The following is a 14,661-nucleotide window of genomic DNA, read 5'->3' on the forward strand; positions in this document are numbered from 1 at the left end:
CCATGACCTTCCTCGACCACCTTCAGGAGACCCTCGTGACCACCTTCGACACGCCCGCACCCATCCGCGCCCGGGTCCGCCTGCACGCCGGCGGACTGCGCGTCATCGCGTCCGACACCGACCACACCGTCGTCACCGTGCTGCCCTCGCGCCCCGATCGGGCCGGCGACATCGATGCCGCCGAGCGCACGAGCGTCACTCTCGTTGACGGAGTCCTCGACGTCACCGCTCCGCGCGACCGGGGCATCAGCCTCGTCTGGCGACCGGCCTCCGTCGAGGTGCTCGTCGAGCTGCCGAGCGACTCCCACGTCGACGCCGAGACCGCTGCTGGGGACATCGAGACCACCGGCCGACTCGGCGAGTGCGCCCTCAAGACCTCGGCCGGCAACGTGCGCGCCGACGAGACCACCCGGGCCCGGCTGCGCACGTCGGCGGGCAACGTCGACGTCCGCCGGGCCACCGTCGAAGCCGACCTCAGCACCAGTGCCGGCAACGTCACCCTGGGGGACAGCGGCGGTCGCGCCACCCTTCGAGCGAGCACCGGCGACATCTCCGTGGGTCGCAGTGCGGGTCGCCTCGACGCGCGCACGTCCTACGGGCAGATGCGGGTCGACTCGATCACCGAGGGCGAGCTCACCCTCGCCACCGGCTACGGCTCCATCGACGTCGGTGTCCTCGACGGCACTGCTGCTCGACTCGAGGTCGCCTCCGACCACGGGCACGTGCGGAGCGAGCTCTCTCCGACCACCGGTCCGCCGCAGGACGCGGCACGCACGGCCACCATCGCGGCCGTCACCAAGTACGGCAACATCACGATCAGGAAGGCACTCTCATGACCACCGCCACTGCCAGGCCAGTCACTCCGGCCATCTCTGTCGCCGGGCTGCGCAAGTCCTACGGTGACGTCGACGTGCTCAAGGGGGTCGACCTCGACATCGCGCAGGGCAGCATCGTCGCCCTGCTCGGCAGCAACGGCGCGGGGAAGACCACTCTCGTGCGGATCCTGTCCACGCTGCTGACCGCCGACACGGGCGACGCGAGGGTCCAGGGCCTCGACGTCGTTACCGATGGCGCGGCAGTGCGGGCGGCGATCAGCCTCACCGGGCAGTTCGCCGCTGTCGATGAAGTGCTCACCGGTCGCGAGAACCTCATCATGATCGCCCAGTTGCGCCACCTGGACGGCCCCGCCCAGATCGCCGACGACGTCCTCGCGCGCTTCTCGCTCACCGACGCCGGTGGGCGACGAGTGGGGACCTACTCCGGCGGGATGCGGCGTCGACTGGACATCGCCATGAGTCTCATCGGCAACCCGAGCGTGATCTTCCTCGACGAGCCCACCACGGGCCTCGACCCCGAGGGCCGCCTCGAGGTGTGGGAGACCATCAAGCAGGTGGCGTCCCAAGGCGCGACCGTGCTGCTCACGACGCAGTACCTCGATGAGGCCGAACACCTCGCCGACCGCATCGCCATCCTTCACGAGGGTCGGATCATCGTCGACGGGACGTTGGCCGAGCTCAAGGCCCTGCTGCCACCAGCAGAGGTCGAGTACGTCGAGAAGCAGCCGAGCCTCGAGGAAGTCTTCCTCGCGGTCGTCGGCGCGAAGAAGAACTGAGGAGCCACCGATGACCACTTCAACCGCCACCGCCACGCCCGCCCCCGTTCCGGTCGCCACATCGTCAGCCGCGAGTCACTTCTTCGGTGACACCACCGTCCTGCTGCGCCGGTCCCTTCGGCACATCGCCCGTAGCCCCGACACGATCATCACGACGCTGATCATGCCGATCATGATGATGCTGCTCTTCGTCTACGTCCTCGGCGGAGCGATCGACACAGGGACGAAGTCCTACGTCAGCTACCTCCTGCCGGGCATCCTCGTCATCACCATCGCCTCGGGGATCTCCTACACGGCCTTCCGTCTCTTCACCGACATGCAGGGCGGCATCGTCGAGCGGTTCCGCTCGATGCCCATCGCCCGATCTTCGGTCCTGTGGGCCCACGTCCTGACCTCGCTCGTCGCCAACCTCATCTCGTTGGTCGTCGTCCTGCTCGTCGGACTGGCGATGGGATTCCGCTCTGGCGCAGGCCCGCTCGCGTGGCTGGCCGTCCTGGGCATCCTCACCCTGCTGACCCTGGCCCTCACGTGGGTGGCGGTCATTCCGGGACTCAAGGCGAAGACGATCGATGGGGCGAGCGCGTTCGCCTACCCGTTGCTCTTCCTGCCGTTCATCAGCTCGGCCTTCGTGCCCACCGCCTCCATGCCCGGGCCGGTGCGCGCCTTTGCAGAGAACCAGCCGATCACGACGATCGTCGATGTCCTCCGCCGCCTGTTCGCCGAGCAGCCCGTCGGGAACGACATCTGGGTCGCCATCGCCTGGTGCGTCGGCATCCTCGTCGTCGCCTACACCTTCGCGGTCCGCACCTACCGCGTGAGCGTCGCCGCCTGATCCGACCACGGATCAACGCAACGTATGCCGCACAGCCGAGCTGTGCGGCATACGCTCGTCTTCATGGGATATGAGTACAAGGTCGTCCAGGTCCGCGAAGGACTCATCGGCGGCAAGATGTCGGCCGGCAAACTCGAGTCGACCCTCAATGAATGGGCCTCCAAAGGTTGGCAGTGCAAGGCCATCACCGCAGTCGAGGTCAAGGGGCGCATTGGCCCCGGTGGCACCGAGGGTGTCCTCGTCACCTTCGAACGCGCCCTCGGCTGAGCCCGGCCCAGAACGCCGGTCGCTCCCGCGCCGGCGATGACGGGACGGGCAGGTCCGTGTGACATCCTGCGAAGCATGAGCACGCCGAGCAGTGCCGGGTGGTACGAGAACCCTGACAACCCCGAAGAGCTGCGCTATTTCGACGGCATCCTCTGGACCAAGAACACGACGCCGCTGCGCAAGCGGCCGCACCAGGGCCCGCCCGTCGTGCCGCCGTCCTCTGGCCCTCAGCAGCGCCCCGCGGGTTGGGGACCGCAGCCGCACCAACAGACCAGCCGCCCCGAGCCGAGGTCCTCGTCGGCGGTCCAGACGGGGCTGTCCGGGCAGCCGGTGCTCGCCCCCTACGGGCTGCGCGTCGTGGCCTACCTCATCGACACCCTCATCGTCGGTGCCGTGTCCCTGCTCCTCGGCGGATGGTTCCTGTGGAAGTCCATCGAACCGGTCTATGACCGCTTCGACACGGCCTTGGCCGCTGGAGACATCGAGGCCATGAGCGCCGCGATCTCGGAGGCGCGGCTGGGCTATCTCGCGGCGTTCCTCGGGTTGCAGCTCGTCGTGCTGCTCGCCTACCAGGTGTTCTTCCTCAAACGCTGGAGCGCGACGCCGGGAAAGCTCGCCGTCGGCATCAGTGTGCGCCGCCTCGATCGACCCGGTCCGCTCGACACCGACACGGCGATCAGGCGCGCCGGCTTCCAGGCCGTGGTGCAGGCGCTGGGCAACCTGCCCTACGCGTCACTGCTCGGCACGGTCCTTGTCGTGATGGACCTCGTCTGGCCGATCGCCGACAGCCAACGACAGGCGTTGCACGACAAGGTTGCCAAGACGATCGTGATCAAGGGCAAGGTCCAGCGCTGAATCTGCTGGCTGTCGGTGCGGCTTGCTAGCGTGGTCTTGAGGGACGTGACTCGTCGTGCCTGTTTGGTGAATTGGGTTGTGCCAGTTCGCAATTCAGCCCAGAGCGTAGCCCGAAATGCTTGACTCTAGAACTCACGTTCGAGTATTCTGGGGTCATGGAAAGCACCGCCGCGACCGCCGCCCTTGAGGGCCGGTATGCCGCGTTGCGTGCTTGCGCTGACCAGTTGAGTTCCGAGGAACTCCTGGACGTCATCGAGCTTGCGGAGCGCGAGAAGGACGCGGCGTCGGCCCGTCAGGCGGTCGCGTTGGCGCACCTGTCCGCGCGCGATGCGCACCGGCAGGAGGACGGCATGCCTGCGGAGGTGCACCACGGGTTGGGCTACCAACGTCTGGACGGTCCGGAGTTGGCGGCACCCAGGTTGGGGTGTTCGGTGTTCGTGGCGACGAACCGGATCCTGGACGCGATCCGGCAGATGACCCGCACCCCGGCCGTGGTCGATGCCATGGCCAGTGGTGACCTGGATGAGTACCGTGCCCGGGTTGTGACGGAGGAGACGGAGTTCTTGTCGGCGCAGTCCGCGGCGGAGGTGGTGGACCGGGTCAAGGACGTGTGGGGGCAGCTGACCGTGGGCCCGTTGCGTCAACTCCTGGCCCGGACCGCGGCGCTGGTGGACCCGGATGCGGTGACCGCGCATGTGGAGGACGAGCGCGCCCGGCGCGGGTTGACGCGCCGGACGGGGACGAACGGTACTGATCACTGGCGCGGTGACTTCCGTGTCGAGGACGCGCGTGGGGCGTGGGCTGCTGTCACCGAACGCGCCCGCCAGCTGGTGCGGGAGAACAAGGCCGACAGCCTCGAACTCGCCCGGGCTGACGCGATGATGGAACTCATCCTCGAACACAGTGATGTCAAAGTCATCGTCCACACCACCCGCGCCGCCCACGACAGCGACACCACCGCCACCACCGCCGACACCAACACCGCCGCGGCGAGCGGTGCAGCGGAGGATCTGGTTGAGGTGGGTGGCCTCGGGCAAGGTGGCACGACGTTCGTGCGCCGTGAATGGCTCGACAATGCTGGCGTCTCCGACCCCGACCGTGAACTGACCTGCGACACCACCACCGGTGCGCTCGTGCACGGTGACGTACCCGCAGCATTGGCACGCGGCCAAGCACAGGCCCGACGTGCTCACCGCGCACGGGAACGCGCCAAAGAGCACGCCGCGAAGGACACCAGGCGACGAAGCGGGTCCCGCAGCCCGGATTCGCCGACCGCAGCTTCGCCGACCGCAGCTTCACAACCTGTCCACGAGATCGTTGACGAGGCCGTCGACTTCAGCGAGTCCTACCGGGTGCCCGACCCCATGGCGCGCCTCATCCGGTTGCGCGACGGATCCTGCCGCTTCGCCGGGTGCACTGTGCCCGCGCACCAGTGCGACCTGGACCACGTCCGCCCCTGGCCGACCGGACCCACAAGCCCGATCGACCTCATGTGCCTGTGCCGGCGCCACCACCGCATCAAGCAACGCGACGGCTGGACCGTGACACTCCACCCCGACGGCACAGTCACCTGGACCGACCCCACCAGGCTGCAACGCACCACGTGGCCCGTGGACCACCTCCACCTCGTCACCGCCGGACACACCCACCGCGACCCGTCCGCGTCCACCACGTCCTCGGCGCGAGCCGACGGCGGCGAGATCCCGACCACCTTCGAGGAGGAGCTCATCGAACTCCTCGGCGGACCCGACAACGCCCAACCCCGCGCGTACCCGTTCGCGTTCGACCTCAACGGCAACACCTTCGGCGGCCCACCACCACGCATCGACCTCGACTTCAACCCCAGCTGGAACCGCTACCGGATCGACTTCCCACCGCGGCCACCGAGGCCGCCGCAACCCATTCCGTTCTGAGCCGGCATGTTCTGAGCCGGTGTGGTCAGGGCCGCCCTGTTCTGACCTGGCAGCGGCTGGAGTTCGTCAGCGGGCGGGGCGAATCGTCCCGACGCACTCGCCCAGCGAGATCGTCGTACCGTCCGGGCCGGGTGCGGTCGCCCGCAGGACGACCGTGTCGCCGTCTTCGAGGAACGTGCGCGTCGACCCGTCATCCAGAGTCACGGGATTCTGCCCACCCCAAGAGAGCTCGAGGAACGAACCGCGCTCGTCCTCGTTCGGCCCCGAGATCGTCCCGGAACCGAAGAGGTCGCCGTCGCGCAGGGTCGCGCCGTTGACGGTCATGTGGGCGACCATCTGCGCGGGTGACCAGTACATGGAGCGGTACGGCGGGCGCGTGACGACCGTGCCGTTCCACTCGACCTCATAGGTGATGTCGAGCCCGTAGGCCGTGCCCGCGCCATCGTCGGTCGACTCACCCTGCAAATAGGGCAGGGGAGTGGGGTCGGTCTGGCCCGGCAGCGGAACCCGCGCGGCACGTAGGGCCTCGGTCGTGATGACCCACGGTGCGATGGTCGTGGCAAAGGACTTGCCAAGGAACGGGCCGAGGGGGACGTACTCCCACGCCTGCAGGTCGCGGGCGCTCCAGTCGTTGAGCAGGACGACGCCGAAGAGGTGTTCGTCCGCATCAGCAACGGAGACAGGCGAACCCAGTTCGGTGGCGCCACCGACGATGAAGCCGAGCTCGGCCTCGATGTCGAGCCGGACGCTCGGTCCGAACACCGGCGCGGGCTCGGTAGGAGGCTTGCGCTGACCGCTGGGTCGAATCACGTCGGCGCCGGAAACCACGACGGTTCCGGAGCGCCCGTGATAGCCGATCGGCAGGTGCTTCCAGTTTGGTGTCAGTGGCTCCGAGTCCGGCCGAAACAGTCGCCCGACGTTCGTGGCGTGGTGCTCACTGGCATAGAAGTCGACGTAGTCGGCCACGGCGATGGGCAGGTGCATCGTCACGTGCTCGATGGGGATGAGATGCGGACGCACGGCCTCGGCGTGGACCTCGTTGGTCACGACATCGGTGAGCCACGTGCGGGCCACCGTCCAGACCTCATGACCCATGGCGAGGAAGGCGTTGAGGGTGGGTTCGGCCCAGGCCGGCGCGAGGGCGGGGCCGTCGCCAGGATCTCCGCCCAAGGCGGCGACTGCGGAGGCGTCGAGGACGAAGTCTCCAATACGCACGCCGACACGCGGTGCCGAGTCCGCCGTCGAGAAGACACCGTAGGGGAGGTTCGTGATGCCGAAGGGGTGGTCGGCAGGAACGTCGAGCCAGGTCATGAAGGGTTCTCCTCATTGGGGTCCAGATCAAGAAGGCCGAAAGTCTCGAGCTCACCGATCGGGTCGGTGACTTCACAGCATCCGTATGCCGTGAAGAGACTGCGCAGACGGGTGACGTCCGCGTCGTCTAGGGATTCAACGGCGTCGGCGAGCAGGTGTGGATCGCGCTGTGCCAGAAGGGCTTCGACTGCCACCAGAGCTCCGTCATGGGCCGCCGAGTGCACGGCGAGCAGGACGTTGAGCAGGCCGTGTTGGGGTTCGCCATCGTGCTCTGCGCGGACGGCATGGTGCAGGCCGCCGGTGAGCTTGAACGGGACGCCGAGCCGTGCGCAGTCGTGGATGAAGGCGGCGAGCTCGGCCTCGTCCGGCCACGCCCACGTCGGGGTCGCGCCCGTGCGGAACTTCGCCTGAACCACGTGCCCGCCCTCGTCGACACCCGCCCGAATGTCCTCCAGCGCGCGGTCCCGGTGTGCGCCACGTGGCACCTCGAGGGTGAGTGGCAGGCGGTCCACGGGGAGGTTGCGCCACCCGGGAAACCACGCCAGTTCTGCGCCTGCTGCCGTCAGGGAGCTCTCGGAGGACAGCCGCTCGATCGCACTCACGACCACCGAAGGGTCCACGCCGGGCCGCGCGATCAGCGACACCTCGAGTGCCCCAGAGTCACGCGAACGGGCCTCTTCCACAAGAAGCTCCACGTCGGAAGCCGGGACGAGAAGCGGACCGATGAGGGCGGCATACGCCGAAGTTCGGTGACCACGATGGCGGGCGACAGCGATGTCGAGCGGTGCGTTTCCGGGAGGGAAGACGGCGGCATCGTCGATGAGCCCTGCGAGCAGGGCGGTGGGCGCCGTTGACATGCCGGACACGCTACTAGGCTGGTGTCACCGAAGTTTCTACACAGTGAGGTGGAGAGCAGTGGCGCACTACCAGTCGATGGGCAACATCCCGCCCAAGCGGCACACGCAGCACCGGCGACCAGCGGGGCGTGGCAGGACCGGCGAGCTCTACTACGAGGAGCTCATGGGCGAGGAGGGCTTCTCGTCCGACTCGTCCCTGCTCTATCACCGGGGCATCCCGTCGACGATCGTCGATGCACGGGTGTGGGAGATGGGTGACCTGTCCACGACCCCGAACCACCCGCTCAAGCCGCTGCACCTGCAGCCGCACGCGCTCTTTCCCGATACCAAGACGATCAACAAGACGGACGTCGTGACGGGACGCCGTCTTCTGCTCGGCAATGGCGACGTGCGCATCTCGTATGCCGTGGCTGGCGCGACCAGCCCGTGGTACCGCAACGGCATCGGCGACGAGTGCGTCTACATCGAGCGCGGCGCGGCCCGGGTCGAGACCGTCTTCGGGGCCTTTGAGCTCACGCAGGGCGACTACATCATCATCCCGAGGGCGACGACCCACCGCTGGATCCCCAAGGGATCGCGCAAGGAGCCGCTGCGCGCCTACGCGATCGAGGGCAACAGCCACATCGCGCCGCCGAAGCGCTACCTCAGCAAGTACGGCCAGCTCCTCGAGCACAGCCCGTACTGCGAGCGCGACCTGAGGACGCCCGACGGCCCGCTGCTCGCCGAGGACATCGGCGAGAAGGAAGGTGCCGAGACCGAGGTCTACATCAAGCACCGCGGCTCGGGACCGGCCAGCAGCGGCGGCATCGTCGGGACGATCCACACGCTCCCGTTCCACCCGCTCGACGTCGTCGGCTGGGACGGCTGCCTCTACCCCTACGTCTTCAACGTGAGCGACTACGAGCCCATCACCGGGCGCGTGCACCAGCCGCCGCCGGTGCACCAGGTCTTCGAGGGCTGGAACTTCGTCGTCTGCAACTTCGTGCCGCGCAAGGTCGACTACCACCCGTTGTCGATCCCGGTGCCGTACTACCACTCCAACGTGGACTCGGACGAGGTCATGTTCTACGTCGAGGGCGACTACGAGGCGCGCAAGGGCTCGGGCATCGGCCAGGGATCGATCTCGCTGCACCCGGGTGGTCACGCCCACGGCCCCCAGCCGGGTGCGGCGGAGGCGTCGATCGGTGCGGAGTACTTCGACGAGCTCGCCGTCATGGTCGACACCTTCCGTCCGCTCGACCTCGGCGAAGGTGGCCTGGCCTGCGATGACGGCAAGTACCACCTCAGCTGGAGCGGCGCCCGCCGCTGAGCAACCGCCACTGACGCCGCGCCTCGACCCAACCGCACACCTGGGCGTCGAGCGCGGCGTCGCCGGTTGCGGCGTGCACCAGCCAGACCCGGTCGAGGTCGCTGGCCCGTGGTGACCGGTTCTCCCACGTGATCCGCCGCTCGGCCAGCAGGTCGAACATGTCGTCGCACAGGGTTGCCGCGATGACCGTGACGGCGTGCGCGCTCTGGGCGAGGGCGTCGACCCTGGCCGCCGCCACGCGTCCACCGCCCACCACGAGGACATGTCGATCGGGCGTGGGGAAGTCGAGAACCCTCACGGTGTCGCGGTGCCTGTCTGCGGCCATGGTCACCTCGTGTCCCTCAGGCCGAGGCGGTAGCCGCGCTTGACGACGGTCTGGACGAGGGTGCGGCCACCGGCGTCGCGCAGTCGGCCGATGGCGACCTCGGCGGCGTGCGGATCGGTCGAGTCTCCCGGGAGGACGCCCAGCACATCCGAGCGCGAGACGACATCACCCTTGGCGTCGACGAGAAGTCGCAGAACCTCCAAGCCACTCGGCGACAACGGCAGGACATGCCCGTCGAGCAGAGCCACGGTGCGTCGCACCTGCAGGTGGCCGGCCGTCGTGAGGACGGCCGAGGACTGGGCCACCTCGTAGTGGTGGACGAGTCGACGCACCAACGCGCCCAGGCGTCCGCGGTCGGGAACGATCGGCTCAATTCCTCTGTCCTGCAACGGGAGCGCCGTGATCGGGCCAACGGCCGCAGCGACGAGGCACCCGGAGGTGCACCGCGCGACGATGCCGTCCGTGACACCTTCGGCGTCGGCTGCCGCGAGCCAGGCGTGCGCCCCTGGCGCGGACGTGAACACGACCGCGTCGATCTCGCCCGCAGCGGCGTCTCGCACTGACTGCGCCAGGGCCGCATGGTCTGGCGTGGGACCCCACCGATAGACGACGAGGCTCGCGACGTCGGCACCAGCCGCGGCGAGCTCTGTGTCGAGACCATCCGCGCCGGCCCCGTGGTGCTGGACCGCGATCCGCAGGTCGGTGACGCCCTCGTCGAGCAGCAGCTCGAGGATCTCGGCAGATGTCTCGGACTCGGCGACCCAGTCGGCGGTGAGTCCGGCGGCTTGGATGGCGCCGCGCGCCTTGGGTCCGCGGGCGATGATCCGCGCGCCCGAGAGGATCGCGAGCAAGTCATCGGCATGCCCTGCTGCGTCGGCCGCCTCGATCCAGCCGCGCAGACCGATGCCGGTGGTGACGACGACGACGTCCGGTGGTGTCGCGATGAGTTCCTTGGTGGCGACGAGCAGCTCCTCGTCGTGCTCGTGCGGGACGATCGTGATGGCCGGTGCATGGCGGACAGTGGCACCTCGACGGACCAGCGCCGAGGCGAGCTCGCCGGAGCGCCGATCCGCCGTCACGAGGACGACGCAACCGGTCATGACCTGGCTCAGGGTCGGGGGAGTGCGGGCAGCGGTCACGCGGTCAGCCTGCCTGACGTTCGGGCGTCAGCAGCGTCGGGTCCGCGACCCGCCCGACGACGATGACGGCAGGGGCCCGAACCTCGGCGTCGGCGGCGACCCTGACGATCTGGCTCAGGCCAGCCGTCGTCACGCGCTGGCGGTCGCTGGTGGCGTCCTCGATGATCGCGACGGGGAGGTCGCCAGGTGCGCCGTGGGCGACGAGGTCACGCACGTGGTCGGCGAGCCGCCGGACTCCCATGAGAACGACGAGGGTTGCGGCTTCCATGGCTGACGACGACAGCGCATGGGTGTCGATCCGTTCGTGGCCGTGCACGATGTGCACGGCGCCGACCGTTCCACGGTGCGTGAGGGGTATGCCGGCCGCACCCGGAGCGCTCAACGCTGAACTCACGCCGGGGACGACTTCGACGGCCACCCCGGCCTCGCGACAGGCCAGGACTTCCTCTCCGCCGCGGCCATAGAGGAACGGGTCCCCTCCCTTGAGCCGCACGACGGTACGTCCGAGCTGGGCCTTCTCCACGAGGAGGCGGTTGATCTCGGACTGGGTGACGGGGTGGTGTCCTGCGGTCTTGCCGACGTCGATGATCTCCACACTGACTGGCAGGTTCCGCAACAGCTCGACCGGGCCCAGCCGGTCGGTGATGACGACGTCCGCCTCGGCGAGAGCTCGCCGCCCACGGATGGTGATGAGATCCATGGCGCCGGGACCGCCACCGACGAGGACGACCCGCCCCTTCGTCGCGGACTGCCGACGACGGGGGCGCAGGTCGAGGGAGGCGGTCTCGAGGTGCACGGCAAGGGCGTTGCGGACGGAGACGACCCGAGCCGGGTCCGGGCGGCCGATCGAGACGACACCCACGCGCACTCCTGCATGGTCGGTGACCGCGGGATTGCGGGCCGTGCCGTGCTCGGACGCGCCCGCGCAGACGCTGAAGACCCGTGCAGCCGTGGCTCGCTCGCACAGCCCGCGGTCCGTGGAGGTGTCACCAGTGGCCGCGACGACGAACCACGTGTCGTCCACGTCGTCGAGGGCGACCTCGCGCTGGCTCCACGTCACTGAGCTCTCCTCGACGACGTCGAGCATGGCCTCACAGATGATCGGTGTGACGACGTGCACGATGGCTCCGTCAGCCACGAGGGCGGCAGCCTTCGTGGCCGCCACCGGCCCTCCGCCAGCCACGAGGACGAGGCGCCCCACGAGGTCGACGCCCAACAAGGTGGTCATGTCGCCATCTCGCCGTGAGGCTCGGGCCGGGCGACGTGGACCACACCGTCGCGCACCTCCACCGGCCAGGACTGCAGCGATTGCGGCTCCTTGCCCACGGCATCGAGGCACTCCCCGGTACGCAAGTCGAAGACCTGCTTGTACATCGGTGACGCGACCGTCGGCGCGTCACCTCGCGTCCCCACGATCCCGCGAGACATCACGAAGGCGCCGGAGAACGGATCGAGCTGCTGCACGGCATACACGTCGTCCGAATGGGTGCGGAAGAGCGCAACCTGCTCGCCGCCGACGAGGGCGGCGGAGCCACGCTCCGGCGCCAGGTCGTCGAGGTGGCACACGGCAATCCACTCAGGGATCGCGAGAGTGAGCTCCTGCGTTGCGACGTCGGTCATCGTCGGACCTCCAGGGTCGTCCCGGCGATGAGTACGCCGCTGGTGCGCTCATCCGGGGTGGCGGGTCGGGCCTGGCCACGCTCGGCGACATAGGCGAGCGAGTCGTCGGCGTGGTCGGGGGCGTTGACGAAGGATCCGAAGCGGCGCAGCTTCTCTGGGTCGGCGAGCGCGGCGGCCCACTCGTCCTCGTAGCCGTCGACGTGGGTCACCATCGCCGCGTCGAGGTCAGCGGCGATGCCCAAGGAGTCGTCGAGGACGACGGCCCGGATGGCCTCGAGGCCACCCTCGTAGTCGTCGACCCAGGCAGCCGTGCGCTGGAGTCGATCCGCGGTGCGGACATAAAACATGAGGAAGCGGTCGATCGCCTGGACGAGGGTTTCGGTGTCCAGGTCCTCGGCCAGGAGCTGAGCGTGCTTGGGCGTGAAGCCGCCGTTGCCGCCGACGTAGAGGTTCCAGCCGTTGTCGGTCGCGATGATCCCCACGTCCTTGCCCCGGGCCTCGGCGCACTCCCGCGCGCACCCCGAGACGCCAAGCTTGATCTTGTGCGGCGAACGGAGCCCGCGGTAGCGCAGTTCCAGAGCGATCGCGAGGCCGACGGAGTCCTGCACGCCGTAGCGGCACCACGTCGAGCCGACGCAGGACTTCACGGTGCGCAGGGACTTGCCGTAGGCGTGGCCCGACTCGAACCCGGCGTCGACGAGACGAGTCCAGATCTTGGGGAGCTGGTCGATCCGCGCACCGAAGAGGTCGATGCGCTGTCCGCCGGTGATCTTGGTGTAGAGCCCGAAATCCTTGGCCACCTCACCGATGACGATGAGTCCCTCGGGAGTGATCTCGCCACCGGGGATGCGCGGCACGACCGAGTATGAGCCGTCCTTCTGGAGGTTGGCCATGACGTGATCGTTGGTGTCCTGCAACGTTGCTCGCTCGCCCTCGAGGATGTGGCCGGTGCCGAGCGAGGCAAGGATCGAACCGACGACGGGCTTGCAGATGTCACAGCCACGGCCGCGTCCGTGAGTGGCGATGATGTCGCTGAAGGTCCTGAGCTCCTGGACCCGCACGACGTCGAAGAGCTGGGCGCGGGAGAGGTCGAAGTGCTCACACAGTGCCTTGCTCACCTCGACGCCGGACTTCTCGAGCTCGGTGGTGACGATCTTCTTGACGAGGGGGAGACAGGAACCGCAGCTCGTTCCCGCGAGGGTGCAGGCCTTGACGCCGGCGAGGTCGGTGTAGCCGCCCTCGGTCACCGAGCACCGGATCGCGCCCGCGGTGACGTTGTTGCACGAACAGACGGTCGCGTCCTCGGGCAGTTCTCCCATTGGCGCCGCTGAGCTGCCCTCGGGGAGCAGGTATGCCGCGGGGTCCCCTCCCAGCTCACGGCCCACCATCGGGCGCAGAGCGGCATACGCACTGGCGTCGCCGACGAGGATGCCGCCGCGCAGGGTGCGGGCGTCGTCGGACATGACGAGCTTCTTGTAGACACCGCCGACAGGGTCGGAGATGACGACCTCGAGGCTGCCCGGCTCCTGCGCGAAGGCATCACCGAAGCTCGCCACGTCGACGCCGAGCAGCTTGAGCTTGGTCGAGAGGTCGGCGCCCGGGAAGGTGCCCTCGCCACCGAGAAGGCGGTCGGCGACGATCTCGGCCATCGTGTAGCCGGGGGCGACGAGCCCAAGGCAACGACCGCCGATGTTGGCGACCTCGCCGATCGCCCAGATCGCGGGATCGGCTGTGGCACAGGCGTCGTCGACGATGACACCGCCGCGCTCACCGACCTCGAGACCGGACTCGCGGGCGAGCTCGTCACGGGGACGGACACCCACTGCAAAGATGACGACGTCGACGTCGAGTGCAGGACCCTCGGCGAACTCCATCCGCGAGACCGTCCCGCGGTCGCCGACGATCTTGGAGGTTGCGGTCGAGGTGCGCACGCTGACGCCGAGACCCTGGATGAGTCGCTTGAGGCCTTCGCCGCCACCCTCGTCCACCTGCAACGGCATGAGGCGCGGCGCGAACTCGACGACCGTTGACTCGACTTGGAGTGCCTGGAGCGCGCCAGCCGCCTCGAGTCCGAGGAGGCCGCCACCGACGACAGCGCCACGTACTGGTCGGTCGAGCTCCTCGCGGCGCTTCTCGACATAGGCACGCAGGTCGGCGACGTCGTCGATGGTGCGGTAGACGAACGCACCGCGAAGGTCCTTGCCCGGCACGGGCGGCACCGCGGCATACGAACCCGTGGCCAGGACGAGCGCGTCGTAGGGGAGGACCGCACCACCGTTGGTGGTGACTGTCCGGGACTCGCGGTCGATGCTGTCGGCCTTGACGCCCCGCTTGAGCGTGACGAGCGGGTCGTCCCAGATCTCCTGCCCGCCGAGGGCGAGCTCCTCAGGGTGGCGTCCGGTGAAGTACGACGTCAGGGCGACGCGGTCGTAAGGGGCACGCGGCTCCTCACAGAGCAGGGTCACCGCCCACTGCCCGGTCTCGTCACGGGAGCGAAGGGCGTCGATGAGTCGACGCGCGACCATGCCGCCGCCGACGATGACGAGCTGTTTGATGTCCGGTTCCTCAAGCATGCCGCTGACGCTAGGGACTCGCCGTTTCGGGACGGTGGTTCAACTGTT

General features: G+C 68.6%; 14 protein-coding genes. 7 read left to right on the plus strand and 7 right to left on the minus strand.

Features of this window, described 5'->3' with window-relative positions; all coding sequences use genetic code 11:
- The first annotated feature begins 2 nt into the window (after positions 1-2).
- From ACFQRE_RS14175 to ACFQRE_RS14200, 6 genes are all read left to right on the plus strand, one after another.
- Positions 3-836: a DUF4097 family beta strand repeat-containing protein gene (locus tag ACFQRE_RS14175; protein WP_380123405.1), complete on the plus strand. Its 834-nt coding sequence runs from the start codon at positions 3-5 to the stop codon at positions 834-836.
- Positions 833-1,612 (plus strand): ABC transporter ATP-binding protein, encoded by a 780-nt coding sequence (locus tag ACFQRE_RS14180; protein ID WP_380123407.1) that lies wholly within the window; start codon positions 833-835, stop codon positions 1,610-1,612. Before ACFQRE_RS14175 ends, ACFQRE_RS14180 begins: the two co-directional genes overlap by 4 nt.
- A gap of 10 nt (positions 1,613-1,622) precedes the next feature.
- Entirely contained in the window at positions 1,623-2,444 is an 822-nt protein-coding gene (locus tag ACFQRE_RS14185; RefSeq protein WP_380123409.1) for an ABC transporter permease, read from the plus strand.
- 63 nt (positions 2,445-2,507) lie between these two features.
- Positions 2,508-2,711: a DUF4177 domain-containing protein gene (locus ACFQRE_RS14190; protein ID WP_380123411.1), complete on the plus strand. Its 204-nt coding sequence runs from the start codon at positions 2,508-2,510 to the stop codon at positions 2,709-2,711.
- A 75-nt stretch (positions 2,712-2,786) separates the two neighbouring features.
- Positions 2,787-3,566 carry an RDD family protein gene (locus ACFQRE_RS14195; RefSeq protein WP_380123413.1) on the plus strand — a complete coding sequence of 260 codons (780 nt, stop codon included), beginning with the start codon at positions 2,787-2,789 and terminating at the stop codon, positions 3,564-3,566.
- A 155-nt stretch (positions 3,567-3,721) separates the two neighbouring features.
- Positions 3,722-5,479, plus strand: coding sequence for an HNH endonuclease signature motif containing protein (locus tag ACFQRE_RS14200; RefSeq protein WP_380123415.1), 1,758 nt, complete (start codon positions 3,722-3,724; stop codon positions 5,477-5,479).
- 66 nt (positions 5,480-5,545) lie between these two features.
- Here the strand turns inward: ACFQRE_RS14200 and fahA are convergent, their stop codons facing one another.
- Positions 5,546-6,790 (minus strand): fumarylacetoacetase, encoded by a 1,245-nt coding sequence (gene fahA / locus ACFQRE_RS14205; RefSeq protein WP_380123417.1) that lies wholly within the window; start codon positions 6,788-6,790, stop codon positions 5,546-5,548.
- The gene (locus ACFQRE_RS14210; protein ID WP_380123420.1) at positions 6,787-7,647 is read right to left on the minus strand and encodes a hypothetical protein; all 861 of its coding nucleotides are present in this window, start codon (positions 7,645-7,647) and stop codon (positions 6,787-6,789) included. Before ACFQRE_RS14210 ends, fahA begins: the two co-directional genes overlap by 4 nt.
- 58 nt (positions 7,648-7,705) lie before the next feature.
- Between ACFQRE_RS14210 and ACFQRE_RS14215 the strand changes: the two genes are divergently transcribed.
- Entirely contained in the window at positions 7,706-8,956 is a 1,251-nt protein-coding gene (locus ACFQRE_RS14215; protein ID WP_380123422.1) for a homogentisate 1,2-dioxygenase, read from the plus strand.
- Here the strand turns inward: ACFQRE_RS14215 and ACFQRE_RS14220 are convergent.
- The 5 genes from ACFQRE_RS14220 to nirB are packed head-to-tail and all read right to left on the minus strand — an operon-like array spanning position 8,931 to position 14,613.
- Entirely contained in the window at positions 8,931-9,281 is a 351-nt protein-coding gene (locus ACFQRE_RS14220; RefSeq protein WP_380123424.1) for a precorrin-2 dehydrogenase/sirohydrochlorin ferrochelatase family protein, read from the minus strand. The two genes, ACFQRE_RS14215 and ACFQRE_RS14220, sit on opposite strands and share 26 nt — an antisense overlap.
- 2 nt (positions 9,282-9,283) lie before the next feature.
- Positions 9,284-10,381 carry a uroporphyrinogen-III synthase gene (locus ACFQRE_RS14225; RefSeq protein WP_380124282.1) on the minus strand — a complete coding sequence of 366 codons (1,098 nt, stop codon included), beginning with the start codon at positions 10,379-10,381 and terminating at the stop codon, positions 9,284-9,286.
- A 43-nt stretch (positions 10,382-10,424) separates the two neighbouring features.
- Positions 10,425-11,648 carry a uroporphyrinogen-III C-methyltransferase gene (gene cobA / locus ACFQRE_RS14230; RefSeq protein WP_380123426.1) on the minus strand — a complete coding sequence of 408 codons (1,224 nt, stop codon included), beginning with the start codon at positions 11,646-11,648 and terminating at the stop codon, positions 10,425-10,427.
- Positions 11,645-12,040: a nitrite reductase small subunit NirD gene (gene nirD, locus ACFQRE_RS14235; RefSeq protein WP_380123428.1), complete on the minus strand. Its 396-nt coding sequence runs from the start codon at positions 12,038-12,040 to the stop codon at positions 11,645-11,647. Before nirD ends, cobA begins: the two co-directional genes overlap by 4 nt.
- Positions 12,037-14,613: a nitrite reductase large subunit NirB gene (gene nirB / locus ACFQRE_RS14240; protein WP_380123430.1), complete on the minus strand. Its 2,577-nt coding sequence runs from the start codon at positions 14,611-14,613 to the stop codon at positions 12,037-12,039. Before nirB ends, nirD begins: the two co-directional genes overlap by 4 nt.
- Positions 14,614-14,661 lie beyond the last annotated feature (48 nt).

The organism is Knoellia pratensis, from assembly GCF_042666395.1.
Taxonomy (GTDB): domain Bacteria; phylum Actinomycetota; class Actinomycetes; order Actinomycetales; family Dermatophilaceae; genus Knoellia; species Knoellia pratensis.

Coding starts and splice junctions, on each gene's coding strand:
- ACFQRE_RS14185 (WP_380123409.1), top strand. CDS start 1,623: ATGACCACTTCAACCGCCACCGCCACGCCCGCCCCCGTTCCGGTCGCC.
- ACFQRE_RS14225 (WP_380124282.1), bottom strand. CDS start 10,381: ATGACCGGTTGCGTCGTCCTCGTGACGGCGGATCGGCGCTCCGGCGAG.
- ACFQRE_RS14220 (WP_380123424.1), bottom strand. CDS start 9,281: ATGGCCGCAGACAGGCACCGCGACACCGTGAGGGTTCTCGACTTCCCC.
- ACFQRE_RS14210 (WP_380123420.1), bottom strand. CDS start 7,647: ATGTCAACGGCGCCCACCGCCCTGCTCGCAGGGCTCATCGACGATGCC.
- ACFQRE_RS14180 (WP_380123407.1), top strand. CDS start 833: ATGACCACCGCCACTGCCAGGCCAGTCACTCCGGCCATCTCTGTCGCC.
- fahA (WP_380123417.1), bottom strand. CDS start 6,790: ATGACCTGGCTCGACGTTCCTGCCGACCACCCCTTCGGCATCACGAAC.
- ACFQRE_RS14190 (WP_380123411.1), top strand. CDS start 2,508: ATGGGATATGAGTACAAGGTCGTCCAGGTCCGCGAAGGACTCATCGGC.
- cobA (WP_380123426.1), bottom strand. CDS start 11,648: ATGACCACCTTGTTGGGCGTCGACCTCGTGGGGCGCCTCGTCCTCGTG.
- nirB (WP_380123430.1), bottom strand. CDS start 14,613: ATGCTTGAGGAACCGGACATCAAACAGCTCGTCATCGTCGGCGGCGGC.
- nirD (WP_380123428.1), bottom strand. CDS start 12,040: ATGACCGACGTCGCAACGCAGGAGCTCACTCTCGCGATCCCTGAGTGG.
- ACFQRE_RS14200 (WP_380123415.1), top strand. CDS start 3,722: ATGGAAAGCACCGCCGCGACCGCCGCCCTTGAGGGCCGGTATGCCGCG.
- ACFQRE_RS14175 (WP_380123405.1), top strand. CDS start 3: ATGACCTTCCTCGACCACCTTCAGGAGACCCTCGTGACCACCTTCGAC.
- ACFQRE_RS14195 (WP_380123413.1), top strand. CDS start 2,787: ATGAGCACGCCGAGCAGTGCCGGGTGGTACGAGAACCCTGACAACCCC.